This is a genomic window from Arthrobacter sp. FW305-BF8, assembly GCF_021789315.1.
Lineage (GTDB): Bacteria > Actinomycetota > Actinomycetes > Actinomycetales > Micrococcaceae > Arthrobacter.
Map to the genome: position 1 here is coordinate 848,615 of NZ_CP084561.1, position 22,750 is coordinate 871,364.

Sequence of the window (22,750 nt, forward strand, 5' to 3'; positions counted from 1 at the left end):
CCGTCGAAATATTCCCGATGACGGGCCGTTACGCGGCTAGCTTAGCTTCGTTATATTCCGTGTCCTCCCGGTTTGTTTGTTGGCAGGATGGACAAATGACTTCTTCACCAACACTGACATTCAATGACGGCAACACCATTCCGCAGCTTGGCTACGGGGTTTGGCAGGTTGAAGACGACGTAGCCGAGAAGGTTGTCTTCCAGGCGTTCCAGGCCGGGTTCCGCCACATCGACACCGCCAAGATCTACGGCAACGAGTCCGGCGTCGGCCGGGCGATCGCCAGCTCCGGGCTGTCGCCGGAGGAAATCTTCATCACCACCAAGCTGTGGAACGCCGACCAGGGGTACGAATCAACGCTTGCCGCGTTCGAGGAGTCCCTGGAGCGGCTGGGCCTTGAAACACTGGATCTGTACCTGATCCACTGGCTCCAGCCCAAGCAGGACAAGTACGTGGACACCTGGAAGGCGCTGATCGAACTCCAGAAGCGCGGCAAGGTCAAGTCCATCGGGGTGTCCAACTTCACCGTCGAAGGTCTGCAGCGGATCATCGACGAGACGGGCGTGGTTCCGGCCATCAACCAGGTGGAACTGCACCCGTATTTCAGCCAGTCGGAACTGCGGGAGTTCAACGCCTCCCAGGGCATCCTGACCCAGGCCTGGTCGCCGCTGGGCCAGGGTGGCGAACTCCTGGAGGACCCGGTCATTGCGGGCATCGCACAGAAGCACAACGCCACCCCGGCGCAGGTGGTCATCGCATGGCACCTCGCGGTCGGAAACGTCGTCATCCCCAAGTCCGTCACCGAATCCAGGATCCGTGAGAACTTCGACGCGCTGAACGTCACGCTGGACGCCGAGGACGTTGCAGCCATCAACGGGCTGGACCGCACCGCGGAAGGAAGCGGCAGGATCGGTCCGGACCCGGCCGTCTCTGACTTCGCCTAATTCCTAGGCTGCCCACGGACAGGCCCCGCCACGTTCGCTTACGCGGGCGGGGCGGGGCCTGTCCGCGTTGATCGGCCTCGGCTGTTCAGGCCTGGCTGGTCAGGCCTGGCTGGTCAGGCTTAAGCGCGGTCAGGCGGCGAGCTGTTCCTGGTGGACGGCAACGGCGTCGACGACGGCCCAGCTGTCCTCGCCGGTGATGCTGCGGCTCGCGAAAAGCTCTGCCGCCTTCACGGTGTCGAAGACCTCGGTGCGGATCCGGCCGCAGTCGGCGTCGAAGTAAGTTACGTGGAACTCCTGATTATTTTCCATGGCTCCATCGTGCAACCGGGGTCTGACATTTTTGGCAGTTCAGTCCGGCGTGTTGCGGAGACGGAGCACACGTTCCTTGGCCAGCACGGCCGACCGCTCGCTTTTCTCCGCTGCCCGAGCGTACTGCTTCGCCTCGGCGGCAGCGGTATCGCGCTGCTTGCGCGCGGCATCGAGTGAGAGTTCCAGGGCCCGGAGCCGCTGCCGCGCCTCGTTGACGTCCGCTGTGAGCTGGACAAAGGCTGCCGCGGCGTCCTCCTGGGCCTGGGCGCGTCGTGCGGCCTCGCCGGCGGCATCGGCGGCAGCCTCCTCCGCTTCCGCCAGTGCCGCCTGCGCCTTCTCCAGCAGGGACGGCGGAACAGGGCGGGGAGCGCTGCGGACGGCCCGCAGCCGCGGCTTTTGCTGCTCTTCAGCGTCGGTCTTGTCCGCGGCCTTCGGCGGCTGTGTTCGTGCGCGCCTGCCTGCCGGAGCCGCTGTGGCGGAGGGTTCCTCCGGACGGCTTTTCGGCCCCCCACCGATCGGGCGCCGTGCTCCACCGGGCCGCTGCGGCGGGAGCGGCCGAGGCGGCAGCTTGCCAAGGGCGGACGGAACCGCCACGGCGTCGGTGACATCAACCTGGTCAACGCCGTCGGCGGACAGCCCGCGGAGCAGCAGCCCGCTTTCGACGGCGGCGGCAGCCGCCAGGTCCGCGGTGGCGGCCCGCAGCGTTTCTTCCACTTCGGTGGCCACGGGACCGCTGATCTTCCGCCCTTGTTCCTCAGCGGCGAGCCGTGCCTCACCCACAGCGGTGCCGAGGAGCTTCCGGCGTTCCTTGGCGAGTTCCCTCAGTGCTGCGGCGTCGAGGGAAGCCTGTGCCTCCTGCATGGCCTGTCCGAGGACCCTGAGCTGCTGAACGGCCTCGGGGCGATGGTGCGCCAGCATGTTGACGGTCCAAGCGGCCACGGATGGTTTCGGCAAGGTCCGGATCGCCTGGGCAAGGGGCTTGTCGGATGTGGCGGCTTCCTTGGAAGCCGCAGTGCGGGCCGCAATGAAGTCGTCGAAGGGAAGCGCGTACAGGGCCTGGGCGGCGCGCTGCAGTTCCTCCTCCATGACAGCATCATATGTTTTGGCACGCAGGTTTCAGCATGCCGCATGTGGGCAGAGTTCCGGCCGGACCACCTCGGCCGGGCGCGGTCCGCTCTAGTGGGCGGCCAATCTGCCGCCGTGGCCGCTCTGCCATCTGTCCAGCAGGCGGTGATACAACCTGAGGGCAGCTCTGTAGAGGCCAACCGCCAGTGCATTGATGAGTAGAAGGAGGACTTGCACGGCGCCGACCCCGAGCAGAAGCAGGCCGAAAACAGCGAGCGCCGGCAGGAACATAAGAAAAACGGCTATAGCGACGCCGATATAGCCGAGGGCATAGCTGACGATTGTCGCCTGGTCCACTGGAATCCCACCACAGCCAGCTCAGTAATTCCGGATGCTGCGTTCCCCTCTGCAGCTAGGGTGATGTGGTCCCCGGCTGCTACTGCAGCCGGGGACCACTTAGCGGGAATAGGATCCGCACGCTGATGATGCTGCACCTGCACACTTTGCGCTGTGGCGTTCTCTATTAGCTCGCCGCCCAATTAGCAGCTTTTGCGTGTACCGGTATCCCGTCCCGGTCTATGAGGCGTTGACTTGCTGCCGGGGACCCCCTCCTTGACCTCAGTTTCCGATGGTGGCTGATACCGATTTTTATAGCACCGCTCCAACGGGCCTGACAAGAGAATTTTCGGGGCACGGGCAACGGATGCTTGCCAGCTACTAAGCATGCTGATTAACTCTTTATAGCTGGTGCCACACCCGCGGTACCTGTCTGGTGGAAAGGAAAGTGCGTCATGGGAATTCTTGGATTTCTCCTGCTCGGTCTGATTGCGGGGGCCATTGCAAAAGCCATTCTTCCCGGGAGGCAGGGCGGCGGTTGGATAGTCACCCTCGTCTTGGGCGTTGTCGGGGCTATCCTCGGCGGCTGGATCGGTTCGCTGATCTTCGGCGGTGGCCTGGGTGACTTCTTCGACCTCAGGACTTGGCTGTTGTCCATCCTCGGGGCCGTCATTGTGTTGCTGATCTACGGCGCCGTCACTCGCAGAAGCCGGGTCTGACCTGATTTCATAGCACCACGATCTGCAAGTGGGGTCGGCCCAAGCGAGGGCCGGCCCCACTGGTGCAATGGTCCCCTCGCCAAGCGGGGACCATGGAAGCGGCGATACCGCTCGAGCGAGAAGTATCGGCCGAAAGAACAGTCGGCGGAAAGGGCTCGCGGCCGGACGGGAGGTGGGCATGACGTACGCTTCGGAGGATTGGACGATGCGCCGTCAGGTCATGGACGTCATTATCGATGTTCTTTCGGCTGTTGCCACAGGCCCTGAGGTTCGCGTCAGCCTGTTGCGCCACCTGGAAGAGAACCCTGGCAATCCGGAAAAGGCCCTGCTGGCTCACCTGTCGGACCGGAACATCCCCGACGACGTTGCGTAGCGGCTTCCTGTCGCGCCTAACTTTCGCTGGGAAATTGGGGAGGCTAGCGCCGCGCCCGGAGTGCGCCGCGTAGCGCTAAGCCGACAGCACACACGAGCGGTACCAGGCACGCGGTCAGCGACAGGGGATTTGGACGGAAATTTAGCCTGCCGCCGTCATCGTGCGCGTAAACCCCCAGCGGGAAGACGAACCCGCCTCCTCCGCCGCCGGAGCCCGCTGCGTCAGGATCGCCGCCTTCCGTGCCGCCGCCAAAGCCGAAGGAGACCAGCGCGACGGGAACGAGTTCTTTCCCGTCGAGCCGGATAGGCTCCCCATAAGCTTTGGACACACCCACGTTCTTGAAGGTTTCAGTGAGGGACTTCATCGCATCTGCCATGGCATCAGGACCAGAATTCGGCGGCCTCGGCGGTGTCTTCGGGGAATTCATAAGCCTCGCTGACTTTCCCGTCCTTGAGCGCGAAGACGATGACGGTCCGTTGGTCGATGGCCGCCCCGTTGCGTTGTGCGTGCACCCTCTGGAAGCCAACGGTGTGATTTTCTCCGCCGATCAGATCGTCCAGCTCAACTCTGATGGTGCCGTCGGACCGCGTGAACAGTTCGCCGAAGTAGGCGAGGACGGCGTCCAGGCCCTGCTTGTCACCGGACAGCCCGCCGCTGCCTCCCAGATGCCAGACGGCGTCCTCCGCGAACAGGCTTCGAAGAGTTTCCATGTCACCTGCACCGAACGCTTCGTAGCCCCGTCGCACCACACCGGCATCTTCCTGGGTTCCCATTTCGCCACCTCACTGTCGTCGTTGTCGGATCCCAGCGAGGAAAGGTTAAGCCCCCGCGAGGACCGTGTCGATGATCAGTTTTCTTGCTGGGGTCGAAGGCGCTGTTGAGGGCAGCCGGCTGGCACGAGGGGCAATTGACTTCGGCCTCATCAAGCCATAACTTATCGACTGTCGTTATTAATGAGTTTCGATAACTGGGGGATTGAATGAAAGTTACCAAGGGTGCCGTTCCCGCTTCAGGCCGGAAAATGATCGTGTCCAGAACAGATGCGCTTCTTCTGATGATTGCCTCGTCAGCGGCAGCAGTCACGACGACGGCGCTTACGGTGTGGGGCATCGTCGATTCCGCTGCAGGTCCGGTGACACTCACGCTGCCTGTGGCTACGACCCGCCAAGCGGCATCCGGACTGTCACTTGGGGCTACCGGACACTACACGGCACTCGATGCGACCATCCCGGTGCTTCCTTCCGGCCCGGCCTACCAGCTGGGGTGGGCCGGGGCCCTGAACCAGCTCGGCATTCTTGCCGTTCTGGCGCTGATCTTCCTGCTGGCCTACCGGCTCCGGAGTGAAATTCTTTTCACACGTGGTTCTGCGTTGCTCGTTGGCGCCGGGGGAATTGTCCTGGCACTTTCCGGGACGGTGGGGCAGATCCTCGATTCCATCGCGCGGAGCCGGTTGGCGGACCTGATCGGAGCGCACGGGCGCGCGCCGGGGGAGTATTACCTCTTCTCTGTGGACTTCAACGTCGGTCCTCTGGTGCTGGGCATCGCCTTGCTTCTTGTCGCCGGGGTCTTCGAGTTTGGCCGAAGGCTGCAGAAGGACACCGAGGGTCTGGTCTGATGCCGGCGGACGAAACCACAGGAATCCATTGCCGGCTTGACGAGCTGCTGGCAGACCGCGGGATGACCCTGACCGAACTGAGCAAGCGGGTCGGCGTCAGCTTGGTGAACCTGTCGGTGCTGAAAAACGACAGGGCAAAGGCGATCAGGTTCTCCACCCTGACGGCCATCTGCGGCGCCCTGGAGTGCCAGGTCGGGGACCTCCTGGTCACCGCGGGCAGCACAGCCGGCAGTCCCTGATCCCGATCACCTGCGGGGGTCTGGACACCAGAAGGTGCCGGACCTACGGTTCAGGTGGCGGTTGCAGTGAAGGACGACGACGGCTGCCGAGGGCCCGAAATCGGGTCACCCGTTATGACAGGAGGAAGCAGATGGAAACTGTTGAAGAGACCGTTGATGTCGCAGTTCCGGTCCGTACGGCCTACAACCAGTGGACGCAGTTCGAATCATTTCCGCAGTTCATGTCCGGCGTGGAATCCGTAACCCAGCTGAGTAACACCACCAATCATTGGGTCACGAAGGTCGGCGGTGTGAAGCGGGAATTTGATACGGAGATAGTTGATCAGGAGCCGGATGACCGGATCGCCTGGCGCAGCACCGACGGCAAGTCCCATGCCGGCATCATCAGGTTCACGCCCCTGGATGCCAATCACACCAAGGTGAAGGTCCACTTCGAATGGGCGCCGGAAACCGTCACGGAGAAAGCGGGCGCGGCCCTGAAGATTGACGAAATGCAGGTCAAGGCCGACATGCGGAAATTCAAGGACTTCATCGAGTCACGCGGCGCGGAAACCGGCGGCTGGCGCGGAGAGGTCGAAGACAGCGGCCCCACCGGGCAGTTCTAGAAAAACCCGGGGCCGTGGGCCTGTTGGATGAACAACAGGTCCTCGGCCCGTGCCCTGCCGCGCACGGGTCCCCTCCGCGGAAGTCGCCTGCGCACGGGTCCCGGGCGCACGCCCGCCGCCGGCTGACTGTTCTGGCGGCGGTTGCCATGGCGACGGCGGTCCCCGCGCTGGCCGCCTGCACGGTGCCGGAGCCACAGGAGTCTGCTGGACCGCTGCCGATAACGGTGGAGGTCAACCAGTCACGCGACCAGTACGGCAAACAGGCCATCCAGCTCCTGCTCACCAACGTATCCGGCAGGCCCCTGACAGTAGCCGCGGCGCAACTGGCGTCGCCGCTGTTTCAGCGGGACATCCTGTGGGAGCCGGCGGGCGGAAGCCTCGAGCTGCCTCCCGGCCAGCCCAAGACCCTTCCCGCCCGGCTGCCGGCCCCGGTCTGCGGCCGGGACCGATCAACCGCGCAGCAATCAACCATTCAGCAGCCGGTCGCCACCATCAGGTATTCGGAGCCCGGGCGGCCCGGTCTGCGGCAGGTGGCGCCGGGCGCTCGCGACCCCTTCCGGGTCCTGGAACGGAACAACAGGGAGCTGTGCCTGGCGGCGGAGGCGGCCGCCGTGGCGGACATCGTCCTGGACCGCAGGCTTGAGGTTGCGCCGGACTCCCGCACCGCCGTCGTCCGGCTGGTCATCACCCCGAAAAAAGCGGTAGGCGCTGGCACGGACATAAGGTCGGTGACCATTGCCAGCATCGATGGGACCACCCTGATTGCCGAGCCGGCGGACGAGCCGTGGCCGCGGAACATCCGCATCGCGCAGGGCGCCCCACGCTCTGAACTGCGCCTGCGGATCCGTCCTGCCCGATGCGATCCGCATGCCATCGCCGAGGACAAAGTGGGCACGCTGCTGCCCCTGCATGTGACTGTGGGAGGCCGCGAGGGGCAGCTGAAGATCGCCGCCGGCACGGCACTGCGTGGGCAGATCTACGAGTTTGTGACGGCGGCGTGCGGCCCCACCTAGTCGTCGAGCTTGCCCGCGTTGCTGCCGCTGTCATGTGCTGCCTTACGGGTGGGCCCCCTCCGCCGCGGTTCTGGGGCCAGACGACGGAGGGGACGTGTGTGGGTTATTTTTTTTGCCCGTGAAGTGGCGCCTGCGGGCTTCGTATGGCCGGTCTTCCGTGCCGGTAACGAACACTCTGCCTTCGCTGACTCAAGGTCTCCCCGGATGCCCATCAATACTGGCTCAAGAAACTTGGCCCAGGCTGGCTTTGCCGGGTTGGCTCATGGTCGGCGTAGGGTTGGGAATGTTCAAGCAGATCAGCGCCCAGCTGGAGCAGCGCTCCTACCTGGCGCTGATGGGCTGACTATGTCGAAAGGTCCGGCGGCCGACGTTAATGCCCGGCCTTCACGCCGCCGATCAACGTTCGAAAGGACATCATTGTTCATCCCCGCCCGCTGCACCGCCCTGGCACTGACGGCCGCAGCAACCATCCTCACCGGCTGCGCCGCGACTCCTGAAAGGGACCTGATCCCGGTACCACCGACCCGGACCGAAGCAGCGGCCGGCCTCAAAGGTGCCGCAGCCCGCTGCGGCCTCGACGGCACCGAGGGCGTACAACTGGATGCCGCGGGAACGTCCCTCACCATCGACACCAAAGGTCCGGATGAGGCCTCCGGAGCCTCGACCGCCGACGTCAAGTGCGTGCTTGACGCTTTGGAAGTCCCGAGCGGAATCCAGTCCAAGATGACACTCACCACTTCCACGGCTGAATCCCGGGAAGCCGCCTGGGAGGGCCGTAACTACTCCTGGAGCTACGACCCCAGCTCGTGGTTCCGGCTCACCGTCACCCAGGGCTGATAGGCCGGAGTGATGGACGCGCATCGGCCAGCGCAGACCTGCACGCGAAGGGCGGCCACCGGTCCATCGACGTCCGCGAAACAAGACCTGAAGGGGCGGGAAGACTGACCATGGTCTATGACCGGGAGCGTGAGCGGCGCGATGATGCCGTGTACGCCGAACATAAGAAGGCCGTCGCAGCGGGCCAGAAGCGGCATCTCCGCAGGACCAGCGTGGGCGAGTTGCACAGTTACCCCGATGACGAGATCGGGTTCACGCCCGGCCGCGGCCAGGCGCAGGTCAGCACCTGGTGGGGCATGGCGATCCTGACAGCTTTCTCGGGCATCATGTTCATCGGGGGTTGCTGGTTGCTCCTGCGCCCGCTGTGGGATGGCCAGGGGCCCTCCTGGGGCGCCCTGTGGGTCATCGGTCTTGCGGGGTTCTTCTGCTGGTACGGGTATACCCTCTCCCGCGACGAGTACCGGGCCACCCGGCTCCGCAAGAAGCGCGGGTCTCCCAAGCCGGGAACCGGGAACGTCGATATTGACCTTCTGGAGTTGGGGCAGAAGTGACCACTCGGACCGCCACCACATATCGCTTGCCTGGCCTGACCATCACAAAGTCACTGGGGAACCATGAAACGCTTGGCCGCAATGTTTCAAGGTTCGAAAGCCGCCCGCCTGAACATGTCCTGGGGCAGTTGACCAGGGAAAGCTTTGGGCTGGAGCACGGCACGAGCCAGGCCCCGCTGTAAGAATCAGCGACGGCACAATGGCCTCGGACATCGAATGGCCCACCGGAACGGTTAGCGCCCGGACCGACCGGCTGCGGCTGAACGGAAGGGCACCCGGCCCAACTTCCGCGAGGTCACGTACTTCCTCACAGCCGACAGTAGTGCCGAACTCTTCGCACTGATCCGCGATGGGGTGGACCGCTACGGCATCGACACAGACTCGGCCGAGGGCTGGATCGAATCCATATCCAGGAAACCCGAGGACAAAAGCAACTTCGCAGTAAGTCCTGGCACGTCCACCGGGCTCTTGGTCACCTATGACCTCCGCTACGACGGATCGAAGGACGTCCAGGTCATCATCGTGCACGTCAACCCGGCCTGACCCGGGTGCCAGGTGGTGCATCGGCTGCCGGGTGTGGTTCCCCCGACCCGGCAAGCCGCACACAGCAGATAGTCTGGGCCTTTTCGGAAAGCGGCCGGACGGATCGGCTGAAACGGATGCGTCCGCCCAAGGGCGCTGAAGATGTGCCCCAGGCGGATGGCGCCTTCGGGCGAAACCAGCAAAAAACCCCGTACCGCCGCCGAACCAGCGACAATACGGGGTTCTTCCCGAGCTTCCTATCAGAATCGAACTGATGACCTTTTCATTACGAGTGAAACGCTCTACCGACTGAGCTAAGGAAGCACCGCACCAATCAACCGGGAAACCGGCCGGTTCATGCAAGAGTCAACTGTAATAGAGTCCCCGTGTCCGGGTCAAAATGAGCGGCCCGCAGGCTGCGATTGACGTTGGCAGGACGTTCATTCCTCCGTTGTATCCGGTTCAGGCCACCAACAGCAGCGGCGGGAATGCTGGATCCGACAGTGTGTCGCAGCATGCCTGCGCACCAGCGGCAAAGGAGCTCAACCATGACACTCAACAGCACGATTTCAACGGGCAGCACAGGACGCACTGCCCTCTCGGCCGATGCAGATGCGGATGCGGAGGCGGCAGAGCATGGACTGCCGGTCCGGCTCGCGGTGCTGGCCATGGTGGGGACAACCGTGTACGACGGCGGCCTCATGGACCGCGCGATGTCCCGCACGCTGGTGGAACAGGGAGTCGCGGCCGGCTCGGCGCGCTTCGAAGGCATGCTGCGCTACGCTCGGGAGCGTTCCGGCATCTCCCGGATGACGGTTTTCGCCGAACTGTTTGACGATCCCCAGGCGGCGGCCAGCGCCAACAAGAGGTTCGAGCTGAACTGCGACGAACTCATCGCCGACGGCGGAGTCCGGGCCGTGCCGGGGGCCGAGGACGCCATCGGCTGGCTCCGGGACGCCGGCATCAAGGTCTGCCTGGCTACCGGCTTCGGGCGCCACACGCAGAACATGGTGCTCGAATCGCTGGGTTGGATGGGCCTGGCGGACCTCAGCCTGTGCCCGGCGGACGCCGGCAGGGGCAGGCCGTTCCCGGACATGGTGCTGACAGCGGTCCTGGCCCTCGACATCGACGACGTCCGGAAGGTGGCCGTGGTGGGGGACTCCGCCTCGGACATCCATTCCGGCCTGCGCGCCGGGGCTTCCGTGGCTGCCGGGGTGCTGACCGGGTCGCACTCCGAGGCGGCGCTTCGCGGCGCCGGTGCCACCGACGTCGTGCCCTCGATCAAGGATTTCCCGGCACTACTGGAGCGGCGCGCTGCCCGGCTTTGAGGCTCGGGTCAGCAGACGGTGTTGTCCGCCGGCTCCTTGCCTTCCACGAGGTACTTGTCCACAGCGCTGGTGATGCAGGTGTTGGACCGGCCGTAGGCGGTGTGGCCCTCACCCTTGAAGGTCAGCAGAGACGCGTTGCCCAGCTGCTTCCGCAGTTCGCTCGCCCACTCCACCGGCGTGGCCGGGTCGCCGGTGGTACCGACGACGACGATCGGCGCTGAGCCGCTGTACTTGACGGCGGCGGGGGTCCGGACGTTCTTGTACGGCCAGTCCGCGCAGTTCGCCCCGCCGTAGGCGAAGAAGTAGCCCAGCGTGGGGGAGGCTTCACGAAGCCGCTGCTCCTCGGCGCGCATGACCGCGGGATCGCTGCTCGTGGGGTAGTCCAGGCAGTTGATGGCGCTGAAGGCCAGAGCCGTGTTGGACGTGTATTTGCCGTTGGGGGACCGGTTCGCGCCCAGGTCGGCCAGGCGAAGCATGGGGCTGACGTCGCCCTTCATGGCCGCGTCCAGTGCCTGCGTCAGAGCCGGCCAGCTTTCGTTGGCGTACAGCGGAACGACGATGCCGCTGACGAAGGTATTGCCGGCCACCAGCCGGCTGTCCTTGGCCGTACGCGGAGTCTGGATCACGGAGTTGATGAGGTCGCGGATCTGCTGGAGGCCGTCGTCGGCCGTTCCGGTCAGGGGGCACCCCTCCTCCCCGAGGCAATGTTCCACGTAGGCACGCAGCGCCTTCTCGAAGGCCCGGGCCTGGCCCAGAGTCAGCTCCTCAGCGCTGAGGGACGGATCGATGGCGCCATCAAGGACCATGCGCCCCACATTGTCCGGGAAGAGCGACGCGTAGGTGGAGCCCAGGAAAGTGCCGTACGAAAAACCCATGTAGTTGAGTTTGGAGTCGTTGAGCACGGCGCGCAGGACGTCCAGGTCCTTGGCCGCGCTGACCGTGTCAATGTGGCCCAGCACCGCGCCCGTTTGCTCGGCGCACTTGGCGGCGATGGCCTTGTTATCGGCGCGGAGAACTGCCAGCCCGGCGTCGGTTTCCGGCGTGTAGACCTTTGCCCTCGCCTCGTCCCGTTCCTTGTCGGTGAGGCAGGTGACGGGTGCGGAGCGCTTGACGCCGCGGGGATCGAAACCGATGAGGTCGTAGTTCGCGCGCACCGCCTCGGAGAAGTTGCTGTTGCCGGCGTCCCTGACGAAGTCATAGCCGGATGCGCCCGGTCCGCCGGGGTTGACCAGCAGGCTGCCCTGCTTCTTGTTCCCGGTGCTGGCGATCTTCACGGCAGCGAGTTCAATCGTGTCGCCGTCCGGTTTCGCGTAGTCCACCGGCACCTTGACCTTGGCGCACTGCAGCTTGTCCTCGCAGGGCTTCCAGACAATCGTCTGGGAGTAGAAGTCCTTCAGCCCTTCGGGCGCGGCCGCCGCTATTGCGGGGTCGGCCTGCCCGGTGGAGCCGCCCTGGGAGGACTCGTCCTTGGAGAGGCCAAGGGCACTGCATGATGCCAGCAGCAGGGCCAGCGCCATGGTGCCGGCGGCCCGCATCCCGCCCGCAAGGATCCGGGGTCGCGAGGACAGGGGCGGTGCAGACATCATGCGGTGTTCTCCTTGTAGGCGGCGTCAGCTTGGTCAGTCAGAGGGCGGGCGGTGCGTGGCTTAGATCAGGCTCGCGGCCATTGACTCCACGGCCAACAGGGGTGCGACGTTGGTAGTGGTGATGCGCTTGCGTGCGTTGTTGATGGCGTCCATCCGGGCGAGTGTCACCTCGGGCCCGGACCGTTGGGCAAACTCCTCCAGCTCGCTCCTGAGTTCAACGTTCACGAGTTCGACGGCGTTCCCCAGCTGGATGACCAGAACGTCCCGGTAGAACGAGAGAAGGTCCGTCAGCGTCCGGTCGAGTGAATCGGTGATGGAACGCTTTGCCCGCCTCTTTTGATCGTCTTCGAGCTGCTTCACCTGGCTGCGCATGGCAGGCGGCAGGGTCCCGGTCTCGGGGGCGCCCAGCGTAGCCAGCAGGGCGGCCTTCTCAGCGGCGTCGCGCTCCTCATTGGAGCTGGTGGCCTCCTCGGTGGCGATCTTCACGAGTTTATCAGCCATCATCACGGCGGCCGTAATGCCGCGCAGGCCCAGCGGGAACCGGACGGTCTCCAGGCGCCGTTCCCGGGCCTCGCTATCCCGGGCCAAACGCCGGGCGATGCCCACATGGCTCTGGGCGGCCCGCGCCGCCCGCTCAGCGAGGGCCGGGTCCACACCGTCGCGCTTCACCAGCAGGGCCGCCACGTCTGCCGCGGGCGGAAGCCGCAGCGCCACTGCCCGGCACCTCGAACGGATGGTCACCAGGACGTCCGCGGGGGAGGGCGCGCACAGCATCCAGATGGTGCGGGGGGTGGGCTCCTCGATGGCCTTGAGCAGCACGTTGGTGGTGCGCTCGGCCATGCGGTCGGCGTCCTCCACCACGATGATCCGCCAGCGGGCCGAGGACGGCCGGTTGCCCGCGGTGGCCACGAGTTCGCGGGCCTCGTCGATGGTGATGGTCACCTTCTCGGTGCGCACAAAGGAGACGTCGGCATGGGTTTCACCCAGGATGGTCAGGCACGCCGGGCAGGTGCCGCAGCCGCGCATGGTGACGTCGTCCTGGTCGCAGTTCAGTGCCGCGGCGAAGGCCTTGGCGGCATTGGAACGGCCGGAACCCGGAGGTCCGGTGAACAGCCAGGCGTGCGTTAGCCCCTCACCCATGGCGGCCTGCCGCAGCTGTGCGACGACGGCTGGCTGGCCCTGCAGGTCGTCCCAGACGGTCATGGCCGTCCCTGCCGCTCAGCGCCGGTCCGGGCGAGGAGCTGCTCGACGCGGGCCAGGATCCGTCCCGCGATGTCCTCGACGGGCCGCCCTGCCTCCAGCACCAGGTAGCTATCCGGCCTGGCCGCGGCGAGGTCCAGGAACGCCTGACGGATCCGGGCGTGGAACTCGTCGGCTTCCGATTCCAGCCGGTCCTCGGCAGCATCCCCGGCGGTGCGGCGGCTGCGGCCCTCGGCCGGGTGGACGTCCAGGAGCACCGTCAGGTCCGGCTGCAGCCCGGACGTGGCCCACTCATTGACGCTCCGCACGGCATCCGTGCCGAGCGCGCGGCCGGCGCCCTGGTATGCCACCGAGGAGTCGATGTAGCGGTCCGTGAGCACCACCTCGCCGCGGGCCAGGGCCGGCCTGATGATCTGGCTGGCGTGCGCGGCCCGGGAGGCGGCGAAGATCAGGGCTTCGGTGTGGGCGTCGATGTGGCCGTGGCCGTGGTCCAGCACCAGGGAACGGAGCTTCTCGCCGATGGGCGTCCCGCCGGGTTCCCGGGTGCGCAGGACGGTGAGGCCGCGCGATTCCAGTGAGCCGGCCAGCCGGGCCGCCTGGGTTGACTTGCCGGCACCGTCACCGCCCTCGAAGGCGATGAAAAGTCCGGAGCTCTGCGTATTCACCTATCCAGCCTACCGATCCACCGACGAAAAATGCCCGGCGCCCGCTTCCGCATCCGGCCGGAAGCAGCCGCTTTCGCAGCGGGCAGGCACCCAACGTACCCTTTGACCATGAGTCTTTCCGATCAGCATGCCGCATCCCTGTCTGCCGAAACGGTGGTCGTGGCCGCCGGCCGTCCGCCCCGTGAACACGATGCGCCCGTCAACCCGCCCATCGTGCTCTCCTCCACCTATTTCGGCACCGGCGCGCTCGACGACGGCGACCGGGGCTACGGCCGCTACTCCAACCCCACGTGGGACCCCTTTGAAGAGGCCCTCGGCCAGCTCGAAGGCGCCTCGCTGCCGGGCCTGCTGTACTCCTCGGGCCTGGCCGCGGTCAGTTCGGCACTCTCGCTGATCCCCAACGGGGGCGTCCTGGTGATGCCGTCCCACAGCTATTCCGGTTCGCTGGTCATGGCCGCCGAACTGGCCGAAAAAGGCCTTCTCGAGCTCCGCACCGTGGACATCGCGGACACCGAAGCGGTCCGGGCCCAGATAGCACCGCAGGGCGGCAAGCCGGCAGACATGCTGTGGCTCGAAAGCCCCACCAACCCGATGCTCGGCATCGCGGACATCCGTGCCCTGACCCAGGCCGCCCACGAGGCCGGCGCCGTCGTCGTCACGGACAACACCTTCTCCACCCCTCTGGAGCAGCAGCCGCTCAGCCTGGGGTCCGACGTCGTGCTGCACTCGGTGACCAAGTACCTGGCCGGCCACTCCGACGTGGTGCTGGGCGCCCTGGTGACCTCGGACGCGGACCTGCGCGAAACACTTCTTCACCACCGCATCATCCACGGCGGAATCGCCGGTCCCTTCGAAGCATGGCTGGCGCTGCGCGGCCTGCGGACGCTGGCCCTGCGCATTGAGCGTTCCCAGGCATCGGCGGCGGTGCTGGCCGAACGTCTCAGCGCACACCCGGCCTTGGAAAATGTGCGCTACCCGGGCCTGGTGTCGGATCCTGGCCACGATCTGGCCAAGTCCCAGATGACAGGCTTTGGCTCCATCCTCTGCGTCCAGGTGGCCGCCGCCGGCGGACTCAGCGCTTCCGAAACCGCGGACAAGCTGGTGCGTGCCCTGAACCTGTGGCTGCCGGCCACCTCCCTTGGCGGCGTTGAGTCGCTCATAGAGCGGCGGCGGCGGCACGCCGCGGAACCGGCCAGCGTCCCCGAGAACCTGGTGCGCCTGAGCGTCGGCATCGAAAACGTCGAGGACCTCTGGGCCGATTTGAAGCAGGCGCTCGACGCCCTGGACCGATAGGCTGGGCTGGTGGACGGACGACTACTGATTTTCTACGTTGAGAGCACGGTCTACTACATCCTGGGGCTGATAGCACTGGCCCTCGAGGTGTGGGCCTTCTTTGACTGCGTCCGCCACCGGCCAAACGCCTTTGAAGCTGTTGGCAAGCGCACCAAAACGTTCTGGCTGGCATTGACCGGCGGCAGCCTGGCCGTCGGCGCACTGTCTGTGCTCGGCGGCGGATCTGGCGGTCTCCTCGGCCCGCTTGGCCTGTTTGGCCTCGGAGCCGTGGTTGCGGCCTCCGTCTACCTGGCTGACGTCCGCCCGGCCGTAAAGGACGCCGGCCGTGGCGGCAGCCGGAACATGGGCCCTTACGGCCCCTGGTGACCCCAATTTTCGCCCGCGGCGTCAGCCCGGCGCCACAGCTTCCCAGCCCACGGTAAGTTCCCCCAGCCGCCAGCGCGAGGGGCCATCCTGCACCGGCCACCCGCCGTCGAGCAGCGCCCGACACATGGCCGTCCACCGTTGCCTGTTTCCAAAGGGCGCCAAGGGCGCCGCCTCGAGCCAGGCCCGGTCCATCGCCTGCAGCAGCGTGTGGATGCGTTCGCCGGGGACATTGCGGTGGATGAGCGCCTTGGGCAAGCGTTCCGCGATCTCGGACGGCAGCCCGAAACTCCCGAACCGCACTGACATTGTGAGACTCAGCGGACGCTCAACATCAAGGGCAATCCAGGCGGAGCGGCGGCCTATCTCGTCGCACGTCCCGTCGATGAACAGGCCATCCGGAGCCAGCCGGCCCTGCACCAGTTCCCAGATGCCGCGGACATCCGCTTCCTCGTACTGCCGCAGGACGTTGAACGCGCGCACGAACACCGGATTCCCGGGCACCGGAAGCTCGAATCCGCCGTTGTGGAAACTCAGGCCGGGGCGCTCCAGGGCCTTGGCTGCGCGCACCCGCTCCGGTTCAATCTCGATCCCGCAGACCCGCACGTCCGGCCGTACCGCCCGGAGCCGTTCAAAGAGTTCGACGGCGGTGGCCGGCGAAGCGCCGTAGCCGAGGTCCACCACGAGCGGGTCGGCTGCCCTCCGAAGCCGCCAGGCCTGCGGCCCGGCCAGCCACCTGTCCAGCCGGCGCATGCGGTTCGGGTTGGTGGTGCCGCGGGTCACGTTGCCCACCGGCCTGCCGCGGCTGTTCCGGTTGGTCACCACGCGCTCTGCTTTCTGCACCACGGCACCAGCTTAACGGGGAGGCCTGCCTACGGGTTGCGGGCAATCCTGCCGCGTGATGTAACTCTCGGCACCCGTGGGCCGCGCTCGGCTAGGATGAAAATCATGACTTACAAGCTGATTCTGCTGCGCCACGGCCACAGCGAATGGAACGCCAAGAACCTGTTCACCGGCTGGGTGGATGTAGACCTGAACGACCAGGGCCGCGAGGAAGCAGCACGCGGTGGGGAACTGCTGGTTGAGAACAACATTCTCCCGGACATCCTCTACACCTCGCTCCTGAAGCGGGCCATCAACACGGCCAACATCTCCCTGGACAAGGCCGACCGTGGCTGGATCCCCGTCAAGCGCGACTGGCGCCTCAACGAGCGCCACTACGGTGCCCTGCAGGGCAAGGACAAGGCCCAGACGCTGGCCGAATTCGGCGAGGACCAGTTCATGCTGTGGCGCCGTTCCTACGACACCCCGCCGCCCGTACTGGACGACAGCAGCGAGTTCTCCCAGTCCCGCGATCCCCGCTACGCGGACCTCGGCGACGAAATGCCGCGCACCGAGTGCCTCAAGGACGTCCTCATCCGCCTGCTCCCGTACTGGGAATCGGACATCAAGGAAGACCTGAAGGCCGGCAAGACCGTCCTGGTCACCGCCCACGGCAACTCCCTGCGCGCCCTGGTCAAGCACCTGGACGGCATCAGCGACGACGCCATCGCCAGCGTGAACATCCCCACCGGTATTCCGCTGGTCTACGACCTGGACGAGAACTTCCAGCCGATCACCCCGGGCGGCACCTACCTCGACCCCGAGGCAGCCGAGCAGGCCATCCTCGCGGTCGCGAACCAGGGCAAGAAGTAAACTTCGCAGGTTGAGCCTGGCGAAACCACAACGGACGACGCCGGCCGGTCACCTCAGGTGACCAGCCGGCGTCGTCCGTTTTATTTACTGCAGTTTTTGGGTTAGCCGTGCTCGATGCTGTTCGGGTGCCAGGCGCCCGTCACGAGGTAGGTGACCTTCTGCGCCACGGATACGCCGTGATCCGCGAACCGCTCGAAGTAGCGGCTGGCCAGTGCAACGTCCACGGTGGTGGCCGGGGATTCCTGCCAGTCGGGGCGGGCGATCGCCTTGAAGACACTGAGGTGGAGATCGTTCACCGCTGAGTTGGCCTTGAGGATGTCGCGGGCCACCTCGAGGTCGCGGGTTTCCAGCAACTGGGTGAGCTTGTTCGCGATCTCGATGTCCTGCTCGGCAAAGCTCTTGAACGTTCCGGTCAGGGACTCCGGGATCACCATGGAGGGGAAGCGCAGCCGGGCCAGTTGGGCAATGTGGCGGGCAAGATCGCCCATCCGCTCCAGGGATGCGCTCATCCGGAGCGACCCGACGATCATGCGCAGGTCGCTGGCCACGGGGCCCTGCAGGGCCAGGATGTCGATGGCGCGCTCGTCGAGGCTGTTCTGCAGGAAGTCGATCCTGGCGTCCGCGGCGATGACGTCCTGCGCCAGATCGACGTCGGCACTCTCGAACGACGTCGTTGCCTTGCCGATCGCTTCACTGACCAGCTTTGAAATCTCGATGAGGTCCTCGCCCACATGGGCCAGCTCCTCCTGAAAAACCTTGCGCACGTAGGCGTCCTTTCCTTGGAAACTCCGCCCCGCCGCGGCGGTCAGAATTTCGTGTCACCGTTCCGGCAGTCCAACCGCACACTCTTCCAGTGTTCGGTGAACTGTTACACACCTCAAGATGAACGTTAGCTGAATCCCCACCGCGTGGGCCGTTTATCGGATGTCCGGGGTTCCCGGAAGCATAAGCTGGAGGCGTGGATCCAATGCTGTTAGGTGTCATCGCCGGCCTGCTGGGCCTGTCGTTCGGCGTCTTTGGCGTGCTCGCCTTCCGGGCCAGCGAGAAGCAGCGAGAACTCGTGGACATTGAGTACGACGAACCGGCGCTGCCCCAGGGGTCCGCGGAAGTCCTCGCCGTCGTCGGGCAGGCGTTCGTGGTGGTGGACGCGATCGACGGCGTCGTCCGGGCCAGCCCCGCGGCCTACGCCTACGGCCTGGTGCGCGGCCACACGGTGGTGCACCGCGAGCTGCTGGACATGACGGCGAACGTCCGGCGGGACGGCGTGATCCTGGAGCGGCAGCTTGAACTGCCCCGTGGACCGCTCGGCCAGGGAACCATCATCGTGCAGGTGCGGGCAGCAATGCTTGGTGAGGAATATATTGTCTTGCTGGCCGATGACCGCACCGAGATCACCCGGACCGAGGAGATCCGCAACGACTTCGTGGCCAACGTGTCGCACGAACTGAAGACGCCGGTGGGTGCCATCTCGCTGCTGGCTGAAGCGCTGGAATCGTCGGCGGACGACGAGGACGCCGTCCGCCGCTTCGCCAAACGCATGCACAAGGAGTCGGCCCGCCTCGCCGCGCTGGTGCAGGACATCATCGAGCTGTCACGGCTGCAGGGCGCGAACGTGGCGCAGCAGGGGCACCCCGTGGACATCAACGACGTCATCTCCGAAGCCGTCGACCGGTCGCAGCTGCCCGCCGAGAGCAAGAACATCCAGATCGTTATTGGCGGCCGCGCGGAGGCGAAGGTCTACGGCGACCGGGACCTGCTGGTCACGGCGCTGCGCAACCTCATTGACAACGCCATCCGGTATTCGCCGGAGAACACCCGCGTAGGCATCGGAGTTCGGTCCAGGGAAGGACTGGTTTCTGTCTCCGTCACGGACCAGGGCGAGGGCCTGTCACCCGAGGACCAGGAACGCGTGTTCGAGCGTTTCTACCGGGTGGATGCGGCCCGGTCCCGCCACACCGGCGGAACCGGCCTGGGCCTGAGCATTGTCAAGCACGTTGTTTCCAACCACGGCGGGGAAGTCACGCTCTGGTCCCAGCCCGGCCAGGGCTCCACCTTCACCCTCCGGCTGCCGGAGATGGAAGGGCAGGAAGACTCGTCCGCGCCGGAACCGCGCGCCCGTACTGCCCAGCAAGCCAACACCCCGGCCCCCGGCTCACCGCAGGGCCAGCCCGACCGGCCGCCACAGGCCACCGAACCACACGACGCCGCCGGCGTCCACGAACGAGGAGCTAACGCTTGAGCAGGATTCTTATTGTCGAGGATGAGGAGTCGTTCAGCGATCCCCTGTCCTATCTACTGGGCAAGGAAGGATTCGAGGTGGAGGTCGTGGACAACGGCCTCGATGCCATCACGGAATTCGACCGCAACGGGGCAGACCTCGTGCTGCTCGACCTGCAGCTGCCGGGACAGTCCGGCACGGAGGTCTGCCGGCAGCTGCGCCAGCGCTCCACCGTCCCGGTCATCATGTTGACCGCCAAAGACACCGAGATCGACAAGGTGGTAGGGCTGGAGCTGGGCGCGGACGACTACGTCACCAAGCCCTACTCCTCCCGCGAGCTGGTGGCCCGCGTCCGCGCGGTGCTGCGGCGCCAGGGCGAGCCGGAGGAACTCATCGCCTCCACCGTGCACGCCGGTCCGGTGCGGATGGACATCGAGCGGCACGTGGTGAGTGTCGGCGGCGAGCAGGTGTCGCTGCCGCTGAAGGAGTTCGAACTGCTGGAGATGCTCCTGCGCAACTCCGGCCGCGTGCTGACGCGGGGCCAGCTGATCGACAGGGTCTGGGGCTCCGACTACGTGGGCGACACGAAAACGCTTGATGTCCACGTGAAGCGCCTGCGCAGCAAGATCGAGCCTGACCCGTCCCTGCCGCGGTATCTGGTCACCGTGCGCGGGCTCGGCTACAAGTTCGAGCCGTAGGAATTGGTGCCGGCCCCGGCGAAGGTGCCCGGGTTAGGTGCCGGGGCACGATTCCGGCGCGGGGCCGGCACCACAAAGCACCGATAATACGAAGAAAGGAGGGGTTCCCGGCCGGGAACCCCTCCTTTGTTCGTATTGCTGCCCTAGTATGCGGCCGTCAGCGGCCAGCGCTGCTAGTGGCTTTCTGTGGGCGCGGCCGAGGCAGTGTCGCTCGGCGCTGCAGTCTCGCCCGGCGCTGCAGTCTGGCCAGGCGTTGCGGTTCCGCCCGGCGCCGCAGTCTGGCTAGGCGTTGCAGACCCGCCCGGCGTGGCAGTTCCGCTGGGCGTGCCGCCCGGAAGGTAGGCGGCGTATTCCTTCAGCGTGCCGTCCACCACCGGAATCTTCACGGTCTTGTTGACGTTGGTGCCATCCTCGGTGACCTGGACGTCCACGAGGGATCCGGGCTTGCCGCCGGTGGTGCTGAGGATGGCTTCGTCCGCGGATTCGTTCAGCAGGGTGTAGGCGTTCTGCTTGACGGAAACTTCAGTCTGCGCACCTTCGGCTCCCTTGAGGGTGACCTTGACGTCCTTCGAAGAGGAGTTGTAGACGGCACCGATGACGCGGCCCGGCTGGTTCTCGCCCGCGGAAACGATCAGCATGTTGCGCAGCTGCACCGGTCCGACCTCGGCGCGGGTTCCGTCGGAGGCGGCGTACTGGTGAGAGGTCTGCTGGGCGTTGACGTAGCCGCAGCCCGTCAGGGCCAGCAGGCCGACGCTCAGGGCGGCTGCCGCCATTGCCATTTTGCCGCTCTGGCCCCGGTTCATCGCAGTGAAACGCACGTCACGCACTCCTTGAAAAGTCTTGAAACAGTTTTCAGGCCTAGCCTATCGGCAAAGAGGGCCAAACACGGATTCGGCCCCTCCACATGACCGGCCCCTCCGACGCGACTCAAGGCACCCTTGGGACCGTCGAGGGGACCCGCAACTACCCGCGCGTAACGCTTGTGGGCCCGCATACGATGCACTATTGTTCGCATCCGTCAAGGGGTCTGAGCGGCTGATTTCGGCTATTTTCCGCGGATTGACGGGGTTCCGGGGCCGTATCCATGCCAGTCATATGCCTTAATCGTGATAAACTGGTCTGCGGGAAAGGGGAAAGTCCACATGGTTTTTGAGGTCGGCGAGACAGTAGTTTACCCTCACCACGGTGCAGCAAAAATTGAAGAAATCAAGATGCGCACTGTCAAGGGCGAAGAGAAGATGTATCTCAAGCTCAAGGTGGCTCAGGGTGATCTGACCATTGAAGTTCCAGCAGAGAACGTTGACCTTGTTGGGGTTCGCGACGTAGTGGGCAAAGACGGTTTGGAGCACGTGTTTGACGTGCTCCGTGCCGAGTTCACTGAGGAGCCCACCAACTGGTCGCGTCGTTACAAGGCAAATCTGGAGAAGCTTGCTTCCGGTGACGTCATCAAGGTTGCAGAGGTCGTCCGAGACCTGTGGCGCCGGGATCACGATCGGGGCCTTTCCGCAGGCGAGAAGCGAATGCTGGCCAAGGCCCGGCAGATTCTGATCTCAGAATTGGCCCTGGCTGAAAAGACCGACGAAGAGAAGGCTGCAAGCGTTCTCGACGAGGTCTTGGCTTCCTAAAAAGAATTGAACCCCGGTGGCAAAGTGCCGCCGGGGTTTCTTCTTGCCCAAAAACACCCATCCAGGTAGCAGCTGAGGGCGTTCCCAGCGGTGAGAAGGCCCTCAGCTGCGACTCAGTTCTCATCCGGCGGTTCATGGAGGGGAGTGCGGCTGGGACGTAGGCTAGAGCGCATGAACACTGCACCCAAGCGCCCCGTGACCGCCGTGATCCTCGTCGCCGCCGGTTCCGGGCAGAGGCTGGGGTATGGCATGCCGAAGGCCGCCGTGCCCTTGGGCGGTGAACCGATCCTGATGCACGCGCTCCGCGGGATCGTCGCGGCAGGCATTGCCAGCCAGGTCTGCATCGCGCTGCCGGCCGGTGATGAGGAACTCCGCCGGCTCTGCGAAGACTTCCGGGTGGAGCTGGTCGACGGCGGCCCGCTCCTCACAATGGTCGACGGCGGGGCGTCCCGGGCGGATTCCGTCCGTTCCGCTCTGGCCGCCGTCGAGGACGGCACCGAAGCGGTGCTGGTCCATGACGCCGCCCGCGCCCTGGCGCCGGAGCAGGTTTTCCACCGGGTGGCCCAGGCACTGGCTGCCGGCGCCGATGCGGTAATTCCGGTGATTCCGGTGGTGGATACGGTCAAGACGGTCGCCGCCACCGAGGGGCCGGCCACGGACATTGCACCTGAACTCGTCACCGGCACCGCCCCCCGCGAGGAGCTGCGGGCAGTCCAGACCCCGCAGGGCTTCAAGACATCCGTGCTGCGGCAGGCACACGAAGCGGCCTCGGGCTTCGATGACCACCAGGCCGCCGCGGTGACCGACGACGCCATGCTGGTGGAGCTTCTCGGCGTGCCGGTGCACGCCGTCCGGGGAGCCAGCCAGTCCCTGAAAATCACCACACCGCTGGACCTCATCATCGCCGAGGGCCTGCTCGAGGGACCCCTCGGCGCCCGCTGGGTGGAGGGCTGA

29 protein-coding genes and 1 tRNA gene are annotated in these 22,750 nt (G+C 65.6%); 18 read left to right on the plus strand and 12 right to left on the minus strand.

Annotated features, from left to right (window positions below; all coding sequences use genetic code 11):
• The first annotated feature begins 95 nt into the window (after positions 1-95).
• Positions 96-941, plus strand: coding sequence for an aldo/keto reductase (locus LFT45_RS03900; protein ID WP_236806795.1), 846 nt, complete (start codon positions 96-98; stop codon positions 939-941).
• Between the two features lie 129 nt (positions 942-1,070).
• On the opposite strand, the gene LFT45_RS03905 is transcribed toward LFT45_RS03900, so the two are convergent.
• From LFT45_RS03905 to LFT45_RS03915, 3 genes are all read right to left on the minus strand, one after another.
• Positions 1,071-1,250 (minus strand): hypothetical protein, encoded by a 180-nt coding sequence (locus LFT45_RS03905; RefSeq protein WP_236806796.1) that lies wholly within the window; start codon positions 1,248-1,250, stop codon positions 1,071-1,073.
• 39 nt (positions 1,251-1,289) lie between these two features.
• Positions 1,290-2,336, minus strand: coding sequence for a hypothetical protein (locus LFT45_RS03910; RefSeq protein ID WP_236806798.1), 1,047 nt, complete (start codon positions 2,334-2,336; stop codon positions 1,290-1,292).
• Positions 2,337-2,426: 90 nt separating this feature from the next.
• Positions 2,427-2,672, minus strand: coding sequence for a hypothetical protein (locus tag LFT45_RS03915; RefSeq protein ID WP_236806800.1), 246 nt, complete (start codon positions 2,670-2,672; stop codon positions 2,427-2,429).
• Between the two features lie 434 nt (positions 2,673-3,106).
• On the opposite strand from LFT45_RS03915, the gene LFT45_RS03920 reads away from it, so the two are divergent.
• Complete coding sequence (locus LFT45_RS03920; protein ID WP_003801204.1) at positions 3,107-3,370, plus strand: GlsB/YeaQ/YmgE family stress response membrane protein; 264 nt, start codon at positions 3,107-3,109, stop codon at positions 3,368-3,370.
• 178 nt (positions 3,371-3,548) lie between these two features.
• Entirely contained in the window at positions 3,549-3,743 is a 195-nt protein-coding gene (locus LFT45_RS03925; RefSeq protein ID WP_236806802.1) for a hypothetical protein, read from the plus strand.
• 43 nt (positions 3,744-3,786) lie between these two features.
• Here LFT45_RS03925 and LFT45_RS03930 read toward each other — a convergent pair whose 3' ends face one another.
• Positions 3,787-4,107, minus strand: coding sequence for a hypothetical protein (locus LFT45_RS03930; RefSeq protein WP_236806804.1), 321 nt, complete (start codon positions 4,105-4,107; stop codon positions 3,787-3,789).
• Between the two features lie 16 nt (positions 4,108-4,123).
• Positions 4,124-4,516: a nuclear transport factor 2 family protein gene (locus tag LFT45_RS03935; RefSeq protein WP_236806806.1), complete on the minus strand. Its 393-nt coding sequence runs from the start codon at positions 4,514-4,516 to the stop codon at positions 4,124-4,126.
• A 248-nt stretch (positions 4,517-4,764) separates the two neighbouring features.
• Between LFT45_RS03935 and LFT45_RS03940 the strand changes: the two genes are divergently transcribed.
• The 7 genes from LFT45_RS03940 to LFT45_RS23330 all read left to right on the plus strand — a co-directional run bounded on the left by LFT45_RS03940 (position 4,765) and on the right by LFT45_RS23330 (position 9,146).
• Positions 4,765-5,358 (plus strand): hypothetical protein, encoded by a 594-nt coding sequence (locus LFT45_RS03940; protein ID WP_236808942.1) that lies wholly within the window; start codon positions 4,765-4,767, stop codon positions 5,356-5,358.
• On the plus strand, positions 5,358-5,597 hold the full coding sequence (locus LFT45_RS03945; RefSeq protein ID WP_236806808.1) for a helix-turn-helix domain-containing protein: 240 nt from the start codon (positions 5,358-5,360) through the stop codon (positions 5,595-5,597). Before LFT45_RS03940 ends, LFT45_RS03945 begins: the two co-directional genes overlap by 1 nt.
• Before the next feature lie 131 nt (positions 5,598-5,728).
• Positions 5,729-6,202: an SRPBCC family protein gene (locus tag LFT45_RS03950; RefSeq protein ID WP_236806810.1), complete on the plus strand. Its 474-nt coding sequence runs from the start codon at positions 5,729-5,731 to the stop codon at positions 6,200-6,202.
• Positions 6,203-6,216: 14 nt separating this feature from the next.
• On the plus strand, positions 6,217-7,215 hold the full coding sequence (locus LFT45_RS03955) for a hypothetical protein (protein ID WP_236806812.1): 999 nt from the start codon (positions 6,217-6,219) through the stop codon (positions 7,213-7,215).
• A 417-nt stretch (positions 7,216-7,632) separates the two neighbouring features.
• The gene (locus LFT45_RS03960) at positions 7,633-8,052 is read left to right on the plus strand and encodes a hypothetical protein (RefSeq protein WP_236806814.1); all 420 of its coding nucleotides are present in this window, start codon (positions 7,633-7,635) and stop codon (positions 8,050-8,052) included.
• A gap of 110 nt (positions 8,053-8,162) precedes the next feature.
• Entirely contained in the window at positions 8,163-8,603 is a 441-nt protein-coding gene (locus LFT45_RS03965) for a hypothetical protein (protein ID WP_236806816.1), read from the plus strand.
• A 354-nt stretch (positions 8,604-8,957) separates the two neighbouring features.
• A complete protein-coding gene (locus LFT45_RS23330; RefSeq protein ID WP_336885601.1) occupies positions 8,958-9,146 on the plus strand; it encodes a hypothetical protein in 189 nt (62 codons plus the stop codon).
• Positions 9,147-9,376: 230 nt separating this feature from the next.
• Here LFT45_RS23330 and LFT45_RS03975 read toward each other — a convergent pair.
• Positions 9,377-9,449, minus strand: a tRNA-Thr gene (locus LFT45_RS03975).
• A 224-nt stretch (positions 9,450-9,673) separates the two neighbouring features.
• Between LFT45_RS03975 and LFT45_RS03980 the strand changes: the two genes are divergently transcribed.
• Positions 9,674-10,453 (plus strand): HAD family hydrolase, encoded by a 780-nt coding sequence (locus LFT45_RS03980; RefSeq protein ID WP_236806818.1) that lies wholly within the window; start codon positions 9,674-9,676, stop codon positions 10,451-10,453.
• A gap of 8 nt (positions 10,454-10,461) precedes the next feature.
• On the opposite strand, the gene LFT45_RS03985 is transcribed toward LFT45_RS03980, so the two are convergent.
• The 3 genes from LFT45_RS03985 to tmk form a co-directional block, all read right to left on the minus strand.
• Entirely contained in the window at positions 10,462-12,036 is a 1,575-nt protein-coding gene (locus LFT45_RS03985; protein WP_236808949.1) for an alpha/beta hydrolase, read from the minus strand.
• A gap of 63 nt (positions 12,037-12,099) precedes the next feature.
• Complete coding sequence (locus tag LFT45_RS03990; protein WP_236806820.1) at positions 12,100-13,242, minus strand: DNA polymerase III subunit delta'; 1,143 nt, start codon at positions 13,240-13,242, stop codon at positions 12,100-12,102.
• Complete coding sequence (gene tmk / locus LFT45_RS03995) at positions 13,239-13,904, minus strand: dTMP kinase (protein ID WP_236806826.1); 666 nt, start codon at positions 13,902-13,904, stop codon at positions 13,239-13,241. The genes LFT45_RS03990 and tmk overlap by 4 nt, the downstream gene beginning before the upstream one ends.
• 108 nt (positions 13,905-14,012) lie before the next feature.
• Between tmk and LFT45_RS04000 the strand changes: the two genes are divergently transcribed.
• A complete protein-coding gene (locus tag LFT45_RS04000) occupies positions 14,013-15,197 on the plus strand; it encodes a trans-sulfuration enzyme family protein (RefSeq protein ID WP_236806828.1) in 1,185 nt (394 codons plus the stop codon).
• 9 nt (positions 15,198-15,206) lie between these two features.
• Positions 15,207-15,563 carry a DUF2516 family protein gene (locus LFT45_RS04005; RefSeq protein WP_102972649.1) on the plus strand — a complete coding sequence of 119 codons (357 nt, stop codon included), beginning with the start codon at positions 15,207-15,209 and terminating at the stop codon, positions 15,561-15,563.
• 21 nt (positions 15,564-15,584) lie between these two features.
• Here LFT45_RS04005 and LFT45_RS04010 read toward each other — a convergent pair whose 3' ends face one another.
• On the minus strand, positions 15,585-16,406 hold the full coding sequence (locus LFT45_RS04010) for a class I SAM-dependent methyltransferase (RefSeq protein WP_236806830.1): 822 nt from the start codon (positions 16,404-16,406) through the stop codon (positions 15,585-15,587).
• 102 nt (positions 16,407-16,508) lie between these two features.
• On the opposite strand from LFT45_RS04010, the gene LFT45_RS04015 reads away from it, so the two are divergent.
• Positions 16,509-17,255 (plus strand): phosphoglyceromutase, encoded by a 747-nt coding sequence (locus tag LFT45_RS04015; RefSeq protein ID WP_236806831.1) that lies wholly within the window; start codon positions 16,509-16,511, stop codon positions 17,253-17,255.
• Between the two features lie 101 nt (positions 17,256-17,356).
• Here the strand turns inward: LFT45_RS04015 and phoU are convergent, their stop codons facing one another.
• Entirely contained in the window at positions 17,357-18,019 is a 663-nt protein-coding gene (phoU, locus tag LFT45_RS04020; protein ID WP_236806833.1) for a phosphate signaling complex protein PhoU, read from the minus strand.
• Between the two features lie 203 nt (positions 18,020-18,222).
• Here phoU and LFT45_RS04025 point away from each other — a divergent pair, with 203 nt between their 5' ends.
• Together LFT45_RS04025 and LFT45_RS04030 are read left to right on the plus strand one after the other, a co-directional pair.
• A complete protein-coding gene (locus tag LFT45_RS04025) occupies positions 18,223-19,494 on the plus strand; it encodes an ATP-binding protein (RefSeq protein ID WP_236808951.1) in 1,272 nt (423 codons plus the stop codon).
• Positions 19,491-20,171, plus strand: a complete 681-nt coding sequence (locus LFT45_RS04030; protein WP_111901965.1) for a response regulator transcription factor — start codon at positions 19,491-19,493, stop codon at positions 20,169-20,171. The genes LFT45_RS04025 and LFT45_RS04030 overlap by 4 nt, the downstream gene beginning before the upstream one ends.
• A 173-nt stretch (positions 20,172-20,344) precedes the next feature.
• On the opposite strand, the gene LFT45_RS04035 is transcribed toward LFT45_RS04030, so the two are convergent.
• A complete protein-coding gene (locus LFT45_RS04035; protein WP_440158143.1) occupies positions 20,345-20,989 on the minus strand; it encodes a hypothetical protein in 645 nt (214 codons plus the stop codon).
• A gap of 324 nt (positions 20,990-21,313) precedes the next feature.
• Between LFT45_RS04035 and LFT45_RS04040 the strand changes: the two genes are divergently transcribed.
• Together LFT45_RS04040 and ispD are read left to right on the plus strand one after the other, a co-directional pair.
• Complete coding sequence (locus LFT45_RS04040; protein WP_003801164.1) at positions 21,314-21,796, plus strand: CarD family transcriptional regulator; 483 nt, start codon at positions 21,314-21,316, stop codon at positions 21,794-21,796.
• A 171-nt stretch (positions 21,797-21,967) separates the two neighbouring features.
• Complete coding sequence (gene ispD, locus LFT45_RS04045; protein ID WP_236806835.1) at positions 21,968-22,750, plus strand: 2-C-methyl-D-erythritol 4-phosphate cytidylyltransferase; 783 nt, start codon at positions 21,968-21,970, stop codon at positions 22,748-22,750.

Excerpts from the sequence above, each read along its gene's own strand:
- LFT45_RS03900 (WP_236806795.1), top strand. The coding sequence starts at position 96 with ATGACTTCTTCACCAACACTGACATTCAATGACGGCAACACCATTCCG.
- LFT45_RS03905 (WP_236806796.1), bottom strand. The coding sequence starts at position 1,250 with ATGGAAAATAATCAGGAGTTCCACGTAACTTACTTCGACGCCGACTGC.
- LFT45_RS03910 (WP_236806798.1), bottom strand. The coding sequence starts at position 2,336 with ATGGAGGAGGAACTGCAGCGCGCCGCCCAGGCCCTGTACGCGCTTCCC.
- LFT45_RS03920 (WP_003801204.1), top strand. The coding sequence starts at position 3,107 with ATGGGAATTCTTGGATTTCTCCTGCTCGGTCTGATTGCGGGGGCCATT.
- LFT45_RS03925 (WP_236806802.1), top strand. The coding sequence starts at position 3,549 with ATGACGTACGCTTCGGAGGATTGGACGATGCGCCGTCAGGTCATGGAC.
- LFT45_RS03930 (WP_236806804.1), bottom strand. The coding sequence starts at position 4,107 with ATGAAGTCCCTCACTGAAACCTTCAAGAACGTGGGTGTGTCCAAAGCT.
- LFT45_RS03935 (WP_236806806.1), bottom strand. The coding sequence starts at position 4,516 with ATGGGAACCCAGGAAGATGCCGGTGTGGTGCGACGGGGCTACGAAGCG.
- LFT45_RS03940 (WP_236808942.1), top strand. The coding sequence starts at position 4,765 with ATGATCGTGTCCAGAACAGATGCGCTTCTTCTGATGATTGCCTCGTCA.
- LFT45_RS03945 (WP_236806808.1), top strand. The coding sequence starts at position 5,358 with ATGCCGGCGGACGAAACCACAGGAATCCATTGCCGGCTTGACGAGCTG.
- LFT45_RS03950 (WP_236806810.1), top strand. The coding sequence starts at position 5,729 with ATGGAAACTGTTGAAGAGACCGTTGATGTCGCAGTTCCGGTCCGTACG.
- LFT45_RS03965 (WP_236806816.1), top strand. The coding sequence starts at position 8,163 with ATGGTCTATGACCGGGAGCGTGAGCGGCGCGATGATGCCGTGTACGCC.
- LFT45_RS03980 (WP_236806818.1), top strand. The coding sequence starts at position 9,674 with ATGACACTCAACAGCACGATTTCAACGGGCAGCACAGGACGCACTGCC.
- LFT45_RS03985 (WP_236808949.1), bottom strand. The coding sequence starts at position 12,036 with ATGTCTGCACCGCCCCTGTCCTCGCGACCCCGGATCCTTGCGGGCGGG.
- LFT45_RS03990 (WP_236806820.1), bottom strand. The coding sequence starts at position 13,242 with ATGACCGTCTGGGACGACCTGCAGGGCCAGCCAGCCGTCGTCGCACAG.
- LFT45_RS04000 (WP_236806828.1), top strand. The coding sequence starts at position 14,013 with ATGAGTCTTTCCGATCAGCATGCCGCATCCCTGTCTGCCGAAACGGTG.
- LFT45_RS04015 (WP_236806831.1), top strand. The coding sequence starts at position 16,509 with ATGACTTACAAGCTGATTCTGCTGCGCCACGGCCACAGCGAATGGAAC.
- LFT45_RS04025 (WP_236808951.1), top strand. The coding sequence starts at position 18,223 with ATGCTGTTAGGTGTCATCGCCGGCCTGCTGGGCCTGTCGTTCGGCGTC.
- LFT45_RS04040 (WP_003801164.1), top strand. The coding sequence starts at position 21,314 with ATGGTTTTTGAGGTCGGCGAGACAGTAGTTTACCCTCACCACGGTGCA.
- ispD (WP_236806835.1), top strand. The coding sequence starts at position 21,968 with ATGAACACTGCACCCAAGCGCCCCGTGACCGCCGTGATCCTCGTCGCC.